General features: G+C 34.2%; 23 protein-coding genes. 21 read left to right on the top strand and 2 right to left on the bottom strand.

What is annotated here, in order from left to right:
• Positions 1-27: 27 nt before the first annotated feature.
• The 16 genes from ABJD27_RS05180 (at position 28) to ABJD27_RS05105 (ending at position 14,073) form a co-directional block, all read left to right on the top strand.
• Positions 28-510 carry a hypothetical protein gene (locus ABJD27_RS05180; RefSeq protein ID WP_348167267.1) on the top strand — a complete coding sequence of 161 codons (483 nt, stop codon included), beginning with the start codon at positions 28-30 and terminating at the stop codon, positions 508-510.
• A gap of 41 nt (positions 511-551) precedes the next feature.
• The gene (locus ABJD27_RS05175) at positions 552-1,226 is read left to right on the top strand and encodes a hypothetical protein (protein WP_348167270.1); all 675 of its coding nucleotides are present in this window, start codon (positions 552-554) and stop codon (positions 1,224-1,226) included.
• Positions 1,227-1,336: 110 nt separating this feature from the next.
• Complete coding sequence (locus ABJD27_RS05170) at positions 1,337-2,035, top strand: alpha/beta hydrolase (protein WP_348167273.1); 699 nt, start codon at positions 1,337-1,339, stop codon at positions 2,033-2,035.
• 27 nt (positions 2,036-2,062) lie between these two features.
• The gene (locus tag ABJD27_RS05165) at positions 2,063-2,836 is read left to right on the top strand and encodes a hypothetical protein (RefSeq protein ID WP_348167276.1); all 774 of its coding nucleotides are present in this window, start codon (positions 2,063-2,065) and stop codon (positions 2,834-2,836) included.
• The gene (locus tag ABJD27_RS05160) at positions 2,833-3,741 is read left to right on the top strand and encodes an alpha/beta hydrolase (protein WP_348167279.1); all 909 of its coding nucleotides are present in this window, start codon (positions 2,833-2,835) and stop codon (positions 3,739-3,741) included. The genes ABJD27_RS05165 and ABJD27_RS05160 overlap by 4 nt, the downstream gene beginning before the upstream one ends.
• A 101-nt stretch (positions 3,742-3,842) precedes the next feature.
• Positions 3,843-4,604 carry a cyclase family protein gene (locus tag ABJD27_RS05155; RefSeq protein ID WP_348167282.1) on the top strand — a complete coding sequence of 254 codons (762 nt, stop codon included), beginning with the start codon at positions 3,843-3,845 and terminating at the stop codon, positions 4,602-4,604.
• Positions 4,605-4,618: 14 nt separating this feature from the next.
• Positions 4,619-5,275 carry a LysM peptidoglycan-binding domain-containing protein gene (locus ABJD27_RS05150; RefSeq protein WP_348167285.1) on the top strand — a complete coding sequence of 219 codons (657 nt, stop codon included), beginning with the start codon at positions 4,619-4,621 and terminating at the stop codon, positions 5,273-5,275.
• A gap of 115 nt (positions 5,276-5,390) precedes the next feature.
• Positions 5,391-5,936: a DUF1697 domain-containing protein gene (locus tag ABJD27_RS05145; RefSeq protein WP_348167288.1), complete on the top strand. Its 546-nt coding sequence runs from the start codon at positions 5,391-5,393 to the stop codon at positions 5,934-5,936.
• Between the two features lie 63 nt (positions 5,937-5,999).
• Positions 6,000-6,791 (top strand): LytTR family DNA-binding domain-containing protein, encoded by a 792-nt coding sequence (locus ABJD27_RS05140; protein WP_348167291.1) that lies wholly within the window; start codon positions 6,000-6,002, stop codon positions 6,789-6,791.
• Between the two features lie 66 nt (positions 6,792-6,857).
• Positions 6,858-7,934 carry a serine hydrolase domain-containing protein gene (locus ABJD27_RS05135; RefSeq protein WP_348167294.1) on the top strand — a complete coding sequence of 359 codons (1,077 nt, stop codon included), beginning with the start codon at positions 6,858-6,860 and terminating at the stop codon, positions 7,932-7,934.
• Positions 7,935-8,035: 101 nt separating this feature from the next.
• Complete coding sequence (locus ABJD27_RS05130) at positions 8,036-8,830, top strand: AraC family transcriptional regulator (RefSeq protein ID WP_348167297.1); 795 nt, start codon at positions 8,036-8,038, stop codon at positions 8,828-8,830.
• 72 nt (positions 8,831-8,902) lie between these two features.
• Positions 8,903-10,255, top strand: coding sequence for a S41 family peptidase (locus tag ABJD27_RS05125; RefSeq protein ID WP_348167300.1), 1,353 nt, complete (start codon positions 8,903-8,905; stop codon positions 10,253-10,255).
• Between the two features lie 197 nt (positions 10,256-10,452).
• On the top strand, positions 10,453-11,160 hold the full coding sequence (locus tag ABJD27_RS05120) for a DsbA family oxidoreductase (RefSeq protein ID WP_348167303.1): 708 nt from the start codon (positions 10,453-10,455) through the stop codon (positions 11,158-11,160).
• 147 nt (positions 11,161-11,307) lie between these two features.
• Positions 11,308-12,738: a S41 family peptidase gene (locus tag ABJD27_RS05115; protein ID WP_348167306.1), complete on the top strand. Its 1,431-nt coding sequence runs from the start codon at positions 11,308-11,310 to the stop codon at positions 12,736-12,738.
• 126 nt (positions 12,739-12,864) lie between these two features.
• Positions 12,865-13,518 (top strand): alpha/beta hydrolase, encoded by a 654-nt coding sequence (locus ABJD27_RS05110; protein ID WP_348167309.1) that lies wholly within the window; start codon positions 12,865-12,867, stop codon positions 13,516-13,518.
• A 123-nt stretch (positions 13,519-13,641) separates the two neighbouring features.
• On the top strand, positions 13,642-14,073 hold the full coding sequence (locus ABJD27_RS05105; protein WP_348167312.1) for a hypothetical protein: 432 nt from the start codon (positions 13,642-13,644) through the stop codon (positions 14,071-14,073).
• A gap of 95 nt (positions 14,074-14,168) precedes the next feature.
• On the opposite strand, the gene ABJD27_RS05100 is transcribed toward ABJD27_RS05105, so the two are convergent.
• The gene (locus ABJD27_RS05100; RefSeq protein WP_348167315.1) at positions 14,169-14,552 is read right to left on the bottom strand and encodes a DoxX family membrane protein; all 384 of its coding nucleotides are present in this window, start codon (positions 14,550-14,552) and stop codon (positions 14,169-14,171) included.
• Positions 14,553-14,671: 119 nt separating this feature from the next.
• On the opposite strand from ABJD27_RS05100, the gene ABJD27_RS05095 reads away from it, so the two are divergent.
• From ABJD27_RS05095 to ABJD27_RS05085, 3 genes are all read left to right on the top strand, one after another.
• Positions 14,672-15,346, top strand: a complete 675-nt coding sequence (locus ABJD27_RS05095) for an RNA polymerase sigma factor (RefSeq protein ID WP_348167318.1) — start codon at positions 14,672-14,674, stop codon at positions 15,344-15,346.
• A 190-nt stretch (positions 15,347-15,536) separates the two neighbouring features.
• Positions 15,537-15,833: a hypothetical protein gene (locus ABJD27_RS05090; protein ID WP_348167321.1), complete on the top strand. Its 297-nt coding sequence runs from the start codon at positions 15,537-15,539 to the stop codon at positions 15,831-15,833.
• On the top strand, positions 15,826-16,518 hold the full coding sequence (locus ABJD27_RS05085) for a TauD/TfdA family dioxygenase (RefSeq protein ID WP_348167324.1): 693 nt from the start codon (positions 15,826-15,828) through the stop codon (positions 16,516-16,518). The genes ABJD27_RS05090 and ABJD27_RS05085 overlap by 8 nt, the downstream gene beginning before the upstream one ends.
• Before the next feature lie 24 nt (positions 16,519-16,542).
• Here the strand turns inward: ABJD27_RS05085 and ABJD27_RS05080 are convergent, their stop codons facing one another.
• Positions 16,543-17,820, bottom strand: coding sequence for a DoxX family membrane protein (locus ABJD27_RS05080; protein ID WP_348167327.1), 1,278 nt, complete (start codon positions 17,818-17,820; stop codon positions 16,543-16,545).
• Between the two features lie 230 nt (positions 17,821-18,050).
• Between ABJD27_RS05080 and ABJD27_RS05075 the strand changes: the two genes are divergently transcribed.
• Both ABJD27_RS05075 and ABJD27_RS05070 read left to right on the top strand, forming a co-directional pair.
• Positions 18,051-18,647 (top strand): aspartyl/asparaginyl beta-hydroxylase domain-containing protein, encoded by a 597-nt coding sequence (locus ABJD27_RS05075; protein ID WP_348167330.1) that lies wholly within the window; start codon positions 18,051-18,053, stop codon positions 18,645-18,647.
• Between the two features lie 147 nt (positions 18,648-18,794).
• On the top strand, positions 18,795-19,565 hold the full coding sequence (locus tag ABJD27_RS05070; RefSeq protein WP_348167333.1) for a dienelactone hydrolase family protein: 771 nt from the start codon (positions 18,795-18,797) through the stop codon (positions 19,563-19,565).

Raw genomic sequence — 19,565 nt, 5'->3', positions numbered from 1 at the left:
TATATTTGACTTTCTAAAAAAAGAAAAATGAATGAACACAAAATGGATCAAATATCTATCACTGATCTTAAAGGAAAAATAGAAATTTTTGATTTTAGTTTAACATTAGACGGTGGATCTGTATCATTTTATTGCCGAAATCATGGGCATGTTTTTTTAATTAGGTTAATTCAACATGTAGATTTAGAAAAACCATTTGATGAAAGCTGGTTGCCAGGTGCGCTATACTTTAATGAAAACATTGTAGCAATAGACTCACCTGATGAAAAGAAAATAATCTCAAGCTTAAAAAATTGTACGATTAAAAAAGAGCTATATGAGTTTGATAACTCTCAAAATCCATTACTCAGTAATTCTAAAACAGTAGTCATTGGAGAAAGTCTAAACAAGCAATTTGACGCTTGGAGAAAAAGTCCTGGAAATGCAGTTGAGCAATTTATTGATGATTCTTTAGCATTTTTAGAATCAAAAAAATACAAAGAAGTTGCTGCAATAGTAGGTAGACTGTAATAGTATATCACTCAAACGATCACAGATAACACAAGAATTACATGAAAAAAAATATCATTATTCCTATTGCAGTACTCCTTATGAGTACGCCCCTTTTTTCACAAAAAATACATACTAAAATTGCAACCAAGATTTGTAAGTGCCTTGAAAAAGAAAAGGCAACAACAGAAGAAGGTTTAAATTCTTGTTTTGAAAGAACATTAATGAGTAACCTAGACGGATTATATAAACATTATGATGCTAAGACAATAGATGAAATTGATATGGATGAAGCTGGAGGTATCATTGGAGCTCATCTGGCAAAAAACTGTGATTATATTTTAGATGTATTTTCAGATGAAGCTGGAAAAGAATCAGGGTTTATAGAGTCTGAAGAAGATCTTACATGTTTAGATGTACACCAAGGGGAGTATTATTATATAAATGAAGTAAAAGAGCTTAATGTAAAAGATACAACTTATCTTACTATAACAGATACAATGTACTTAGAACGTATGAGAGGTGGCAAAACCTATTCTAGATTACAAATAGAATGGACAAGCGATTGTGATTTTAAATTAACGTTTAAAGACAGTAATGACCCTTTAAAAAAAGCACTGAGTGAGCCTGGTGATATATATACCTATGAGATTATAAAAAAGACACCTGCATCTATCATTGTAGAGACATTCTTTAGAAAAAAGAAATATCAAGTTGAGTTTTTTAAGATCAAATAACAATACATACGATTGTAAATCATTTTAATATAACGTGTAACAAGTTTTTAGAAATTTTCGCGAAAGCGAAACCTAAAAATAATTTATATTCGTCTTAAAATGAAAAGGATATGAATCAGAAGTTACTTCTATTACACGGCGCCTTAGGTTCTAAAGAACAGTTTAACAGTCTAAAAGAGGCATTATCTAGTGACTTTGAAGTACACACATTAGATTTTGAAGGTCACGGAAATAGAGCGTCTTCCAAAGATTTTTCGATGGCTGTATTTGTAGGTAATGTCATTGATTATCTGAGAGCACATACCATTGAGAAGGTTCACATTTTTGGCTATAGTATGGGTGGATATGTTGCATTACGCCTTGCTCATAAACATCCTGGATGTATTGGAAAAATCATCACTTTAGGGACGAAATTTGCATGGAACAAAGAAACTGCTGCCAAGGAAATGAAGATGCTTCATCCTGAAAAGATTGAAGAGAAGGTTCCGGCTTTCGCCAAAAAACTGGCAACAGTTCATTCCCATAATGATTGGAAAGAAGTCATGCATAAAACAGCACAGATGATGCATGATTTAGGAAATGGGAAAAAAATAACATCGCAAGAACTAACACAAATAGATCACGAAGTACTCATAGGAATTGGAAGTAAAGATCATATGGTAAGCATCCAAGAATCCAGAGAAAGTGCAGAAGCCTTGCCTAATGGTAAATTAGAAATCTTAGACGAGGTGCCACATATGATAGATGCGATCCCTACAGAAAAACTTAGGAGTATATGTGTTAACTTTATAAATAATACGATCAATTAAATATAAAGACAAAAAGAATCTACCTGTATGAGAATAATCATAGTAGTCATACTATTATCTATACTGTCACTATCATGTAAAGAAGATAAACAACAATCTGAAACACTTACTTATGATAGTGTACCCATCACAACAGTTAATGAGGAAGCAAAAAAACATTTTAAACAAGCACAATTTTTAGTTCAAAACGGATTAGATGCACATCCAATAATGCAATATCAGAAAGCTATAGCTTTAGATTCTACATTTGTAAGAATGTATAATTTCATTTCTATATACGCTCCAAATGACTCTATTAAAAAAAGCAACCATGAGTTAGCAAAAAAGTATAAGCATTTGGTTTCTGAAGCAGAACAATTACTTGTTGATGCAACAGAATACAGATTTGAGCACCCCAATGATCATGCAGAAAAGCTATTGTTTAAAGTAGCAGAATTATATCCATCTGATAAATATATATACCATACCATTTGTTTTTTATTATTTAGAAAGAATCCTAGCTTGGCAATTACAGCAGGAAAAAAATCAATAGCAATAGATCCAAACTATGGTTCTGGATACAACATTCTTGGATATGCCTATATGCGCAACGACGAATTAGAAAAAGCTGAAAAAGCATTTGACAATTATATAAGATGTGAACCTAATAAAGGGAATCCATATGATTCAAAGGCTGATGTCCTACTACTCATGGGTCGATATAAGGAGGCATTAATACTAAAGCAAAAAGCATATACGTTAGATACTACTCTCAATTGGATTCCTGATGAGATCATTGACATCAAAAAGAAAATCAAATGATATCATCACAATTAACAACTTGGGAAGCAACAGGTGAATACATACCATATGGTCCATTCCAACATACATTATTTGTCAAACAAATAGGTGATTCTCAAGCAACGTCAGACAAAACGATCTTACTCATTCATGGATTTCCAGAATCCTCATATTCGTATCATGCCATTGTAGATGGTTTATTACAGCAATTTGATCGTATTATCTTGTTTGACCTGTTAGGTTATGGCTTAAGTGATAAACCAGTGACAGGATATACATATTCTTTATTTGAGCAAACGGATACTGTTTTTGCAGTTTGGAAGCATTTTGGTATCAAAGGGGGTCATCTCCTTGCTCATGACATGGGTGATAGTATTGCTACAGAAATAGTAGCCAGATATGAAAATGGGCTTCTGCCAACTTGGTTTTCGGATGGGTTACAAAGTATAACATTTACAAATGGAGGGATGGTACTTGAGTTAGCTAGTCTACGAGTTACCCAAAAAATATTGCTATCTAGGTTTGGGTCTCTATTGAGTAATCTAAGTACTTTTAAGTTATTTAAACAACAAATACGCAGTGCACATGGAAATCAAAATTTATCCGTAGAAGAGATACAAACACTCTGGGAGTTACATATAAAACAGGATGGACATAAAAATGTACATCGTACCATTACCTATTTGAATGACAGGAAACGATTTGAAAAAACACGGTGGTTACCTGCATTACAACACACTAAAATACCTATTCATATTTGTTGGGGTAATGAAGATGCCGTTGCAAAAGTGGCTATCGCTCATTATTTAAAAGAAAACATATGCAAAGACGCCACATTAACAATTATGGATGGTTTGGGGCATTTTTGCCAATTAGGAAGTCCTAAGAAATGGATCGAACACATCCTTTCTTTTTATAAAAAATAAAAAAATCAACTTTTAAGCACCAAAAAATACAGTATCTTTTTTTTTTTGCTTTCGCGAAAAGCCTGCCTGCTGTAAGTATGGCGTAAAAACAACATCATCCCATGAAAATAGTAGATTTATCTAAGCCAATTCAATACAATAAAGCGGATCCTTGGTTTATGAAAGTCAAGATCAAGCATAAACCACACAAAAAGGCAAAATGGCTTATTCGATTTTTGGGATTGCCTTTTAAACTATTTCCAAAAGGTTTTGAAGGCTGGGCAGATGACACGATCCAGAAAATGGGAGTTCACTCAACCACGCATATTGATGCGCCTTGGCACTACTCGTCTACGACCAATGGTAAGAAATCAAAAACAATTGATGAGATTCCTTTAGACTGGTGTTACGGAGAAGGGCTTGTCATTGATATGAAGCACAAAGCAGACTTTGATCCTATTACGGTAGAGGACATTGAAGGTTTTCTAACAGAACATGACTTAGCGATCAAAGAAGGCATGATTGTGCTTATTAAAACGGGAAGGGATATTTATAACGGCACCAAAGACTTTCATAAAGTAGGTACAGGCATGAGTGCTCAAGCAACTGAGTGGCTTATAGACAAAGGCATAAAAGTCATGGGTATTGATGCTTGGGGGTGGGATTTACCGCTTCCATATATGCTCAAAAAAGCAAAAGAAACCGGAAACTCTGAATTGTTTTGGGAAGCACATCTAGTAGGTCAACAAAAAGAATATTGCCATATGGAGCAATTAGTCAACCTAGATGCCTTGCCTTATAGTGGATTTAAGATTGCTGTTTTCCCTTTAAAAATTGTTGGAGCATCGGCGGCACCAGCAAGAGTTGTTGCGTTGTTTGAGTAAATAAAAAGAAAACTATGAAATTAAAAAATAACCACATAGCTACATTCCTTCTTTCATTCCTTCTTACATTTCTATGTGCCATTCCATCTATCGCACAAACGCCTAATAGTACATATACCATTGAGCAAGGTGACTGGTTAAGTAAAATTTCAAAAAAAGCATATGATAGTCCGCATTTGTATTATCGTATTATAGAAGGCACCAATGAGAAAGCTACTTCTGATGCGAGTTTTCTTAAAATCAATAGCGCCAATGATATTCGTATTGGGCAAAAAATTTGGATTCCAGGGCTTCCATCTCCTAAGAATTTAACCCATGTTCCTAAAACAGATTGTGAAATCAGGCTTTGGTATAATTATCAGATTGTAGCAGTAGGAGTTATCAATGAGAAATGGATGCAAGATGGAATCGATCTAGAAACACGCGCACATAAAGCATATGATTTACGTCACAAAGCGAGAGTTAATGCTCGTTTTATGATGCAAGACAAAGAAGCTGTAAAGACACTACAAGCAAGAGATATTAAAAAATATGGAAATCCCGATGGCCCTACATTTACATATTTATTAAACAAAAGTATGGAAGGTGGTCAGAGTCAAGAAGTAGCCTATCAAACTATTATAGATAGCAGTAGCAAGACAGATACCAGATATAATGCAGATTGTCAGTAATTCTTTTCATAGCATACATACTTCTCTAGTACAATTTTCTTTATACGCTTTCGCGAAAGCGTATATTTAAACCTATCTTTCAAAGTATAAACTTCTGATCAGAAAAAATTAACTCATGAAAACTTACGTCGCTTTTTTACGAGGAATTAATGTAAACGGGCATCATAAAGTCCCTATGGTACAACTTCGTGTTGAAATGGAAACACTAGGATTTACAAATATCATCACCATTTTAAACTCAGGCAATGTATTGTTTGATACCGAAGTTCATGATGAAGAATTACTTGAAAAAAAAGTTACTGAGCATTTAGAAAAAGTTTTTGGTTTTCCTATTCCAACAATGGTACGAAGTGCAGAAACAATCTATCAATTACTCAAGAGCGATCCTTTTAAGGACATTGTTATGACAAAAGACATTAGATTATACATATCGTTTTTAAAGGACACTACAGAAGCCGATTTACAAACGCCATGGACAAGTGAAGACAATGCCTATACAATTCTAGTCAAACAAGAAAAAACCATCCTAAGTGTCTTAGATGTTTCTATTAATAAAACGCCAAAAGCAATGAAAGCCTTAGAATCCTTTTTTGGGAAAAACATCACTACTCGAAACTGGAATACCATCAAACGAATAGAAAAGAAACTTGAAGGTAATTAAGTAAGGCTGTATATTACACTCACAAAAACCCTCATTTAGTAGTTAACAAGTATACAAACAATCGTGCGTCTCTTACCATTACATACCTCTTATAAATATCATGTTATCATTGCAGGGATCATTAGTCTTTGGTTAGTTTCTTTTCTCGTACTTATTGCTCCTTTTGATGCTTCAGATTTATCATTTATAATTAGGCTACAAATACTTCCATTTTATGGTGTCATTTCGTTTATAGGATATATGGTATTAATTCCTATTCAGAATAAGGTATTTACTACAATGAATCGTTGGACACTGATTTCTGAAATTATTTTTATCTCTACCTTTAACATCCTTGTTCTTATAGGTAGTTATGGGTATTATAAAACTGGGATTATTAATGGTGATTATTCTTTTTCAAAATTTTCGCTAGAAGTCTTCACTCCTATTTTCTTTATCTTATTACCCATATTGATTTTTTTACGATGGTTTCTCAATAGAAAGGCACCCACAAAACCTGTTACAAAAATCACCCTAACAGGAGAAAATAAGCTAGATATTTTACAAATCTATATCACCGATCTCATTAGTGTTTCAAGTGCAGATAATTATATAGAAGTGAGTTATCTCAAAGACAACTTGCTTCAGAAAAAGTTATTGAGAAATACCTTAAAAAACATACACGAAGAAACGCCAAGTTTATTAAAAGTACATCGGTCACATCTTATAAATCCGATTCATTTTAAAGAATGGAAGAGTACTTCACTATTAGGATTAACACACGTAGAGGTTCCTGTTTCAAAAAATTATAAACAAGCTGTTTTAGATTTAAATCATTCATCCCTAAAAACAGATAGTTCGTCCCAAACCCTATAAAATATATGGTTTTGGCTTCTTTCAGATATACTTTTGGCTTATCGTTTAATTCTTAAAAATCATAGCATGCAAAAGTATTTCATTCTCATAGGTATCATTTTCATCTCATTTTGCGTAAGCGCACAGACGCAGCCGGAGAAAGCAGATCTCATTGTAGAATCTCTCATATCAGAAAATATAGTTGTTGGTCTTGTCGCAGGGTATTCTGTAGATGGAGAAACCAAATGGCAGTCTGCTCTGGGGTATTCAGATCGTGAAAATGAAAAAAAGATGGAGCTTGGTACCATCACAAGACCTGCCTCTATTGCAAAATCAATGACTGCCCTAGCAGTTATGCAATTGGTAGAACAAGGACGTATTGATCTAGATGCTCCTATACAAACATACATTACTGACTATCCAAAACAGAAAAAAACACAAATCACTACGAGGCATTTATTATCGCATACGTCTGGAATTGATGGTTATAAAAACGGAAAAGAAACAGAAACCACAAAGACCTATGCTACGTTAGCAAAAGCTGTAGATGTTTTTAAAAACAGAAAACTACGCTTTGAACCTGGTACACAATTTAGTTATACAACCTATGGATATACAGTTTTAGGGTTGCTTATCGAGCAAGTTTCTGGGGTTACATTTGAGGAGTATCTCCAAAAAAACATTTGGGATAAAGCCGATATGAACAATACTGGTGTCGAAAAATATGGCGTAGCAATTCCAGGAAAATCAAAATTATATCACCGTGATAGAAAAGGAAAGATAAAACAGTCTAAACATAATAATTTAAGTAATAGAATCCCTGGAGGTGGCTTTTATATCACACTAGAAGATATGCTCAAATTTGGGAATGCTGTACTAAATAATACATTTGTCTCACAAAACACACTAGACCTGATGAGACAACATCACAGCTTAGAAAAAGAAGCAAATGCCTATGGTTTTGGTTGGTTTTTATATAATCCAAAACCAAATGAAGGAGCTATCATTGGGCATAGTGGGGAACAATCTGGATCGGCATCACAACTCTTTATCATTCCAAGTACAAAAACAGTAGTAGTTATACTAGCAAATACTGCATTATCCTGGAAAGAAGTCTTTGTAGCCACAGCAAAACTCATGGGTATTTCTCAGGAAAAAGAATAATAAGTCAAAAACTATGTTGTTTACATGAGGATGTTTTGTTTTATACGCTTTCGCGAAAGCGGACTCCACCATATTTCATCTTAAATGAGTAGCTTTACAGAATGATTGTTTTAAACAAGGGAGAATATACGGGAGAAGTTATACATCGGCTACACATAGACGGGAGTACAATTACCAATACCCACTACTCTACTCGTAAAAATAATCCTGAATGGCATTACCACGAAAATCTTCATATCTGTTTTGTATTTGAAGGAGGTAAAGCAGAAACAAAACATCAAACCACCTATAGTAAAAAAGAAGGCAGTATCTTTTTTTATCATGCCGAAGAGCGTCACCGATGGATTTCTCCTGCTCCTATCTCAAAAAGTGCCAATATAGAAATTGATCGTTCCTTTCTTTCTAAATATGACCTTACTGAGCAAGATATTAAAGAAGCTGTTGAAACCAATGTAAATGCCAAAGCATTGATTTTAAAAATGCAAAAGGAATTACTGTATCTGGATCAGAACAAATACATGCATTTGCAAATCCTTTTATTAGAACTTGTTTCTAACCAAAAACAAAACACGAATAAGAGTCTACCAAGATGGGTTGTTTTACTTAAGCAATTACTCCACGATCAATGGAATGAAGCACTATCACTACAAGAAATAGCAGTACTTGTAGGAGCCCATCCTGTGACGATTTCTAAGAATTTTAGGAAGTACTTTCAGTGCACCTTAGGAACCTACCAACGTAGATTAAAGATTGAAAAGAGTATTGATCTTATCAAGAATTCTAAGCTCTCTTTATCAGAAATTGCCTTTTACTGCGGGTTTACAGATCAAAGTCACTTTATACGAAACTTCAAACAACTTACTGGATTTTTACCTCGAGATTATCGGAAGTTTTAAGAAACTGGCTAATTTCATTCTATTTTTTGATACACGACTTCTGTTATTTTTACAGTATCAAAAAACGAATCCATGAAATCATATTGCAAAAAAAATCAACTACGCATATCAATGTTTGTCATACTATTACTCTGTCTCTTTTCAAAAGAAATGCAGGCACAGCAAAACAACGATATCCAACCAGTAACCGAACAAGAGGTTAATACCATTGTAGACTCTATAACCTCCATTGTAAAACGCTATTATATAGATCCTGAAATAGGCACCAAAATCGTAAACAACATACGTACCAAACATAAAAACGGAGCATACACTACAATGACTAATCCTCAAACACTTGCAGATACACTCGAAGTTGATTTAAGGGCTATTAACAATGATTTGCACATGAGTATGATCTATCGTTCTCCGAGAGAAAGAACGACAGGGGATGCCCCATCTATACAAGTAAATTCATCAGGTATTTGGTCCAATTATGGTCTTAGTGAAATCAAAGTACTCGAAGGAAACATAGGATATTTAAAAATCAAGCATTTTACACGACATCAATATTTTGAAGCGATTAAGCCTGTTGTGACTAGTGCTATCGAATCCTTAAAGAATACAGAAGCTCTTATTGTAGATGTACGGGATAATGGCGGTGGTTTTGAAGATATGGTTGCATACTACATTAGTTATTTCTTTGATAGTAAGGAGCCCATTCACCTTTCGGACTATCGCTGTACGCTACACGGTCATACCTACGGCATCTCAACCGATCCAAATGTACTCGGCACCAAACTTCCAGATACGAAGCTATATGTATTGGTCAACGCTAATACTGGATCGGCAGCAGAGTCGTTTGCCTATATGCTCAAGCATTTGGGTAGAGCAACCATCATAGGTGAAACGACGGTAGGCGCTGGTAATGGTGCTTCTATACACTCTGTTAATGATCGCTTTATCGTACAGGTCTCTAGTGAAGAAACCATTAATGCGGTGACCAAAACAAGTTTTGAACAGGTAGGTGTTATTCCGCATATAAAAACCACAAGTGCACACGCTTTTACAAAAGGATATCAGCTCGCGATAACCTATGCAAAAGAGAATAACACTAGCAATATCGACCCTTCTAATTATGAGAATCTACTTGAATTCATTTCGATTCCTGATAGTAACGCCAATATTGATACTTCGGCATACACAAAATATTTAGGTACGTATCAAGGTGGAGCTATTACCATTACGATTACATTAGAAAATAATATACTTTACGGACAAGTTCGTTCTAATGGGGGCAAAATGGCGCTAACACCATTGGAAGATCACATTTTTAAAGTAGGAGATATCAAAGAACGTATTCAGTTTGTACTAGACACCAAAGGCGAAGTTACACAGCTTATAGGTATTGACTCTCCTATGGAACTTACCAAGGTGGTAGATTAAGAACTAATCGATGTTATTTTGAATTTGTCGAAGGATAGAAGAATCTAAATCTATAAACCCACTTTGGAAATGAAGTGGGTTTTGTTTTTTATGCGCTTTCGCGAAAAGCTTGCCTGCCGTAGCTATGGCGTATATATTTATAATCTAGTAAGGAATCTCCACTCCTCCCTACTAACTTTCCAAATAAGATCAAACCTATGAATACCACGTTACAGACTCCTATCAAAATAGATATTGTATCAGACGTTGCATGTCCTTGGTGCTATGTTGGGAAGCGAAGACTTGAAAATGCCTTAGCACAATGGGAAGGTGCTCCTGTAGAAATTGAATGGCACCCGTATCAATTAGACCCAACCATGCGTGCAGAAGGTCTGAATAGAGATACTTATTTAGGAAATAAATTTGGAGATATAGATCGTGCCAAGCAGATGACAGATAACTTGACTACTGTTGGGAAAGAACTAGGAATAGATTTTGATTTTGGTGATAACTGGCTTGCTGTAAATACATTGCCATTACATCAAATGCTTGTCATTGCTGGACAGGAAGGATTTAAAAGCGAACTTAAAGAGCGCTTCTTAAAAGCCTATTTTGTAGAAACATTACATCTTAATGATACGAGTATATTAGAAGGCATTGGAGCCGAATTTGGTTGGTCTGCTGAGAAAGTACAATCTATTATACAAAACGAAGAACTAGGAAAAGCAGTACAACAAAAAATTAAACATTTTCAAGAATTGGGTGTTTCTGGCGTCCCTTTCTTTATCATTAATAATAAGTATGGTATCAGTGGTGCACAACCTTCAGAAGTATTCTTAGATGCTTTTAAACAGGTTACCAGCTTAGAAAACGCAGAAATTACATCTGAAGGAGAAAACTGTGATGTACATGGTGAGAACTGTTAAGTAGCCAAACATTATAATCATATATAAAGCCACTTCTTTATTGGGGTGGTTTTTTTATACGCTTTCGCGAAAGCGTACCATCCCACAATACATTCCATCCACACTGTAACGATTATAGAGAAGTCAGGTCTTTGAATAAATCACCAGATGAAATCAATGATCATTGCCCTAGGCATTGCACTACTTCTTACTTCGTGTCAAAAAACAATACAAGAACCCAAATCAATAAACGGAACTTGGGAATCCATAGGTGCTGGTTGGCTGCTTCAAATACAAGATAGCACACAATATGCTTTATATGATACTACCGATATTTCATGTCTCCTCAATAGAAAGGCGGGACTAGAAGAGATCATGGCATCACTCTCGCTCACCAACGACACCTTGCACCTAAAGAAGGGTGTCATGACCTATCTGTTTACAAGAACAGAAGAAACCCCTTCACTTTGTACTACAGATCGTACCGAAGAACAGCAACAAGATCCTTTACATAACTTTGAAGTATTTGCGCAAACTGTAAAAGAACATTATGTATTTATGGAGCTCAATAACATAGACTGGCAAATACTGTATGAGGAGCAAAAAAGAAAACTTACTCAAAACCCAACCGATACCAATCTATATAACGTCTTAGAAGAAACCCTTGAAAAGCTAGGCGACAATCACGCTTTCCTTGAAGCATCTGATGCGCTGTATACAGCTTTAGAAGCTATTCCTCAGAAAGAGGAAGAAGAGTCTATTACAGAGGATGAAGAACAAGAATATGGTGATTTTCAAATCGCAAACATGGTAGCAGAAGAGTATCTTACAAAAGATATGACTGCCGATTCTTGGCTTGTCAAATGGGGAAAAATGGAAAATAACATAGGCTATATTCAGCTAAAGGCGATGTGGTTATATGCTCAACTTGATATCCCACAAGCATTGGTTGATGAGATAGGATTTGTAGATGCGTATGTCACTACATTCCACACGATGGATGAAGGGCAGTATGTTCAGAAAGAAGTAAAAGGAATCATAAAACTCATGGATCGTGTTATGAATGATCTCAAGGATACAAAAGCAATGGTAATAGATGTCCGTTTTAACGGTGGCGGGCAGGATGCTGTGAGTTTTGAAATATTAAAACGTTTTAATGATCAAAAACGAAAAACAGTAACCACCAAACTAAAACATAAAGATCATTTCTCTCCGGAGTTACCTTTATACTTAGATAGTGCGCTCACTCCGTATACCCATCCTGTATATATACTCACATCTCCACAAACGGGTAGCGCCGCCGAAGCTTTTGCAATAAGTTCTATGGCGATACCACATCATAAAAGAATAGGTGCATCTACGCAAGGAGCACTCTCTACGGCTTTAGAAAAAACATTGCCTAATGGGTGGGCATTTTCTATCTCAAACGAGGTCTATATGGACCTTAAAGGGAATTCTTATGAGAATATAGGCGTGCCTGTGGATTATACGATATCATATCCTACCGATAGGCAAGCCTTTTTCAGATCGGTTGCTAATGATTTACCGAAGGATAAACAACAAATACTTGATGCGATAACACATTTGGAAAAGCAATAAATAGTATAAGAATATCTCATTTTGAATATCAATCAAATGTAGATATACAGGAATGTGAGCTTCATTTTAAGTTTTAATAATTACATTTAAACGTAACGTAAGGCTTTAATTCTTTATAAGTAGTGTATGAAAATCATTTTCATTCCAGGTTTAGGATATGACCATAGGATTTTTAAGTCCTTAGAGTTATCATATCCTATGATAGCGTATCTAGATTGGATAGATCCAAAAAAAGGAGAACATATTCACGCTTACGCACAGCGTCTATTTTCAAAAATCAAGGATGATGCTCAAGACATCGTTCTTATAGGTCATTCCTTAGGAGGCATCGTTGCTCAAGAAATTGCAAGCGTTCATAAAATTCATAAAGTAATCTTACTCTCAAGTATCACATCTAGGAAAGAAATGCCGTTCTCATTTCGTATTGCAAAACCATTACGATTAGATCTTTTCTTTACCAAAGAAATAAGTATCCATACTATAAATTACTGGGGGAAATCCCACGGATTTGAAACAAAAAGTGATAAACAACTTTTTAAAGATATGGTAGGATTACAATCTAATAGGTATTTACAATGGGCCTTACGCGAACTATCTTCTTGGCATGCTCCCAAACTTCCTAATACAACGCAACTCATACAGATTCATGGGACTAGAGATAAGACATTTCCTATAAAACATATCAATCATCCAGATATTATTATAGAACAGGGAACACATATATTTGTTTATAAACAAGCAAAAAAAACAACAGATATCATTCATAAAATACTAAAATAGTAAGTATTTATATCTACATTGTATAAAGATACTGAGTATGCTTTCGCGAAAGCGTACTCAGTATTCACAAAATCCCCAAAAAGACAGCATACTTATAAGATAATATTTGAGTACAAGAAAACTATGGGGATATTTAATACATTGTTTGGAAAGAAAAAGCTAAAAATTACAGATCCTGATTATGGAGATATTGAAAGCATTCATATAAAAGGAACTCATGTAGATTGGTTAGTAAAACAATCTTTTATAGGTACTCACATTGATGTTTTTCTAAGAGGTGACAAAAATGGAATTTCAGACATTCAGAAACGTACCTTACAAACAATTTTAACTCAGGAAGCACAGATATCTTTTGAATCTGAAAAAGCACTTAAAGAGCAATTTGAAAATGCCAATATGGAGTTTATTAATATAGATACTCATTTTGATGTACGTTCATTATTTATCCAAGAACAAGGTTTTGAACTGACCTTTCAAGAAAAGAAATCTCCATATTATTTCTTTAATGTTTTTTTTGAAAACAATAAAGCTGTCGGTGTTTCTGTAGATGGGTAATATAATAAAGACATCATTATATAACAGTCTACAACCTATCATACAACGATGCCTTTACAAACTACATGTCACTGAAATTTATGTTTACTAAATTTTTAATTACGCGCTTTAATAGGTGTCATTTCTGAAAGTTTTGCTAGTGAAAAAGCTGCAATAGCCATCACAATATCTCGTACTGCTACATCTACATAACTCCAACTTAAAATGAGGGTTAAGGCAATAGCGACAAGCCATCCAGCAACAACGTATGCTCCAATTCTTGTTTTGGTCAATACGAGAATTCCCGCAACAATCTCAATAATACCAACGATCATCATAAATGTTCCTGCTTCAAGAGGTAACATTCCTGCAAACCCATCTGAGACATACTGACTCCAATCGGTTAAGAGGTTTGTAAATTTATCAAGTCCTGCAACAATAGGTACTAACCCAAACGTATATTTTAATACATTCTTTACTAATTCTAGATTTGAATTCATAAGTTCTTTCTTTAAGTATTTAAAAAGTGATTACCCTCTTTGGATTGGGAATTTTAAAAAAGGTTACATTTTTTTGTAACTTCTTCATCTCTTCTATATCTAAAACAAAAAGATATCCAATGGAAGCTATCGCAATCAATGATTTTAATAATCAAAAAATAAAAGAATCCGAGGTTATTGCACGCATTCTTAAAGGAGAGAAGGAACTCTATGAAATACTTGTTAGGAGAAACAACCAAAAACTATATAGAGTCGTCAGAAGTTATTTAAAAAACGAAGCAGAGATTGAAGATGTGATGCAAAATAGTTATCTCAAAGCATATTCAAAATTATATCAGTTTAAGCTAGAGGCTTCTTTTTCTACTTGGCTTATAAGAATTGCTATAAATGAGACCTTAAAAAGATTAAAAGAAAAAGGAAAGGTATATCCAATCCAGGATCTTTCAAAAGATACAGCCCATACTCTAGTCTTAGAAATACCCGATACTAAACAATTAAGTCCGCATGATCTGATGATACAAAAAGAAACCAAACTAGTATTAGAAAATGCTATTGATAGTCTAGAGTTAAAGTATAGAACGGTATATATCTTAAAAGAGATCGAAGAATTAAGTCTTAAAGAAATTGCTCAGATTTTAAACATTACTGTTGCCAATGTAAAAGTACGATCTCACCGTGCAAAAGCAATGCTGAAAGAAAAACTATATGAACTCTCCAATGATACTCCTATTTTTGAATTTGGCTTTAATAGATGCGATCGTATTACAGAGTATGTAATGAAGCATATTTCTTAATAGAAAACATGACTTTATATAAAACCTTTTTAATTAAAAGTTCGTTGTCACGAAAAAGTATAATCGCTTACTCCTATTCGTAATCTATAGAATCCCTTGAGTCATTAATTGATCATTTCCAGGAATAAATGCTCCATAAGAATATTCTTGATTTATAAAATATTAGTACCTTAACTTAAATACTATTCCTATGATTTTAAATATAGCATATAAGGGGTATTTCGGAACTGGGGAAATACAGATAACACTACTTGAAGATGCAACGGTAAAGGATTTATTGACACAGTTTCATATAGCCATAGAAGAGTCAGAAACCTATACCATTCAAGGAGGAGCTCCTCCTCATAGAAGAGCAATGCAAGTTACTTATGATTATTTTATAAATACGAAATCTGTAAGAAAAAAAGACATAACAGTAGCATCATTACAACTTGACGCTACAAATACGGTACAGTTACTTATAGAGAAAGGACCAAGAGTTGACTAAATACATATACCATAAAGAAATTTTACCCTCTGTCTTAGAATCACTGCAGAGATTTCCAGAAGAAATTGCGCTCATAGAAGGTTTTCCAAGTCAGGATTACGTGTTAAACGATTTTCTTTCACATATAGGAAATGCTGTACACGAACATCTCAATGAAGATTCTGGTAGTATTTTTAAAGTACAAGTACATCACAAAGAGGCTCACTTTAGCTCGTATGCAAATTCAAACTTATTCTTCCCTGTACATACAGATTGTTCAAATTATAAGGAGATTCCAGAGTATGTTGCTTTATTATGTGTGACGCCTAGTATAGAAGGCGGAGAAAGCTTATTTGTCAAACTTTCTGAACTCATACAAGAATTACCTAAACCACTCTTAGCTATTCTAACACAAAAACATTGGGCATTTGGAAATGTGTATCGCCCAGTAATCTCACTTATACAAGGGAAATATAGTATTTGTTATAATCGAATAACCATGGAATCTTATACAGATCTGACGCAGGATGAATTACATATTCTTAACGAGTTTGACGATCTGTGTCGGAAGTTAACTTTTACCTTATCACTAAAAGCAAATGACTTGATTATATTTAGAAATGACCTATTGCTTCACGGCCGAACAGATTTCCCATTACATGCGCATCGTGTTTTAAAAAGAGTACGTTTATATAGTAAGAATTAACCAGAACTAACCCATCATATAAACTTACTCTCCATCTGTAACCCATTTAAATCGTTGCCTTGTTAGTTGATAATCTTTCAATGTTTTTGATTTGGTTTTCATCCAGATAGTATCCTGTGCATGTGTCCCTTCAAAAATGAATACTCCATTAGAACGTTCTTTATACGTAAATGTATATATGTCATTGGTATCACCTCTCATAGGATGAAACATGATCGTTTTTGCAAGAGTGTCTGCTTCAAAAGAAAAGTTATTTCCGTACCCACTTTCTTTGGTAATCATCAAGGTTTCTGGGATATAAGAAGCTCCATTAATTGAGAGTGATTTCCAAGCAAGATCTTGCGAACTTACAGGTATCGTATCACCATTAATCATAAAAGTTTCAATTTCGTGAAAACGAGTTAAAGATGGGTACCTATTATCTGTCTGACTATGAATTCTGTCTGAAAAATTCATGATATTAGATATCAAAAAATAAAGCAATAATGTGCCTTTAAGGGTATACCCAACTCGTTTTGCTTTTTTTCCTGTAAATAATGGAAACTCTACATGGGAAGAGGCCGTTTTATTAAGTATAAAGAAATTAAATATTCTTTTAAAATGATCACTCATTAATAGAAGGGTCATAAAGAATAAATGAATCGCAAACATTTTTACACGTACATCATAGCCTATATCAATAAGTACCACATTTGCCATAGCAATAAACAAAATAAAAGCACCTATAAATGTAGATCTTCTAAATAATAACAAGACACCACCGATAACTTCAATCCAACCACTAGTCATTGTATACAACTTGGAATAACTCATAAATGTCCATAGGAAACTCATCCCAACTTGATCGCCCATAGACGTTTCAAGTCGATTTAAGTCCATCTCACCAAATTGGAGCATAAATACCTTAGACAATCCATAAATAATAAGGGTTAATCCTACGTGATATCGCAAAATAGTATGAAGTAACACCTTTAGTTTTGAAGGATAGGAAATCTTAAATTTTACATCTATAAAATGCCAGATAATAGTGCCTATAACAGACAATGTCGCGATTAAAAGAAACCTGCTATAATCGTATTTAGAATCAAATCCGTTTAATAAATAATCTTCGTTTAAATCCCATCCAATAAACGTTTCTCCAAACCATATGGTAATACCATTCCAGAAAGAAATATCACTAGTAGTTAATTCTTGAATATATTCAAACCCATAGGGATATATGTACAGTATGATATAAAGAAAGATGAAGCGATACCAGAGTTTTTTAAAGATACTCCCCTTCTTATTTTGACTACTATCCATATGGTGTTTTTTGATTATTGACACACTAATATAATGAATAGCTAGTATAAAAGAGACCTCATTTTTAGTATATGCATTTTCTTTAGTATAGCGTATGATACGCTCCTGCCTGCCGGCGAGGCAGGTTCGCGAAAGCGTATAAAACAAAATCAAGTAGTTTTACGGGTGTTTATATAAATACATAGTAGTATTTTGAAATCACTATTATTAATCCTCAAAGACTTGTTATAATGGACACAATAGCATCTAAAACACAAAGTAAAGACCGTATCAAATTACCATTTACATTTGATACAGAAAAAATGCTCGCTGAGTTTGAAGCATTACAATTAGGAAACTTTGAATATTATAATGTCATTCCTTTACGTTGCCCTGCACACGAAGTAGATAAATCATTACCATTTCCTCCTCCTGCCGCCGATTATGCTGATGGTTCTTGGACAGATTGGATGGATACACCTGCTCTAGATGCGGCTCCATATTTAAAAAGTGTTATAGATACATTTAGAGAACACACCAAAGTAACATTAGTTCGTTTATTGAGGCTCGCTCCAGATTCTATAGTAAAAGAACATACAGATCCCACCTTAGGTCTAGAAGTTGAGAGATCAGTTATCAGGCTTACTATACCCATTTTAAACAATGATCAAGTGGAGTTCTTTCTTAATAACACTACTGTACCTATGAATCCAGGAGAATGTTGGTACTTACGACTTACCGATCCTCATAGAGTGATTAATGGCGGAACAGAAGAACGTATCAATCTTACCATTGATATGATTCCTAATGAATGGATACGAAAAATCATTACTGATAGCCAAGTTTAATAGTACTTAAAAAGTATATCTCAAACACAAAAACCTTGTATAATACCGATGTTCACTTTTTGTTATGTCTTTGAAATACATATCATTAAAATAATATTTTAATAAGTATGCTTATATTTAGATACAATTATAAAATCATCTACATTCATGAATACGGCAATTACTCAAATAACATCGTACACTAAAGAGTCATTTACAAGTACGTTGAGAAACGGAAAAATAGTAACTCATGATATTTATACACAAGGAAGTGGTACTAAAGTATTAATCCTAATACAGGAATTACCTGGTATTGGACAAGAGACGCTGGCACTTGCAGATCGATTTGTAGCACAAGGATATACGGTCGTACTACCTCATTTATTTGGGAAAATTGGGAAAACAGCCACGATTATCAATATGGTAAAGGTCTTCTGTATGAGAAAACAATTTAGCGTATTTGCAAAAAATCAATCCAGTCCAATTGTCGACTTTTTATCTGACCTATGTACTATGATGAAAGAAAGACACCAAGTAAAAGGTGTTGCAGTCATAGGGATGTGCTTAACAGGTAATTTTGCAATTTCACTTATGGCAAATGAGAATGTTCTTGCTGGATTTGCAAGCCAACCTTCTTTACCTCTTAAAAAACAAGGGTTTATTCACATGAGTGATGAAGAGGTCACTGCTGTTAAAAATAGACTTGATCAAATAGGGCCTATGCATTGTGGGCGACTCCAAGGTGATAAAATTTGTGCCGCCGAAAGATTTGATGCCCTTGACAAGGAATTTAATAGCGATAGACAACGTATTATTTTACATCAACTACCAGGAGATGGACACTCAATACTCACTTTAGACTTTGTAGATAAAGAAGGGCACCCTACAAAAAATGCGCTTCAGGAAGTGATTGGCTATTTTGATAATCAGTTAAATTAA

Origin of the sequence: Dokdonia sp. (genome assembly GCF_039945015.1) — a bacterium.
Lineage (GTDB): Bacteria > Bacteroidota > Bacteroidia > Flavobacteriales > Flavobacteriaceae > Dokdonia.
Note: the sequence above shows the minus strand (reverse complement) of the source record. Positions and strands in the feature narration are given on the sequence as shown.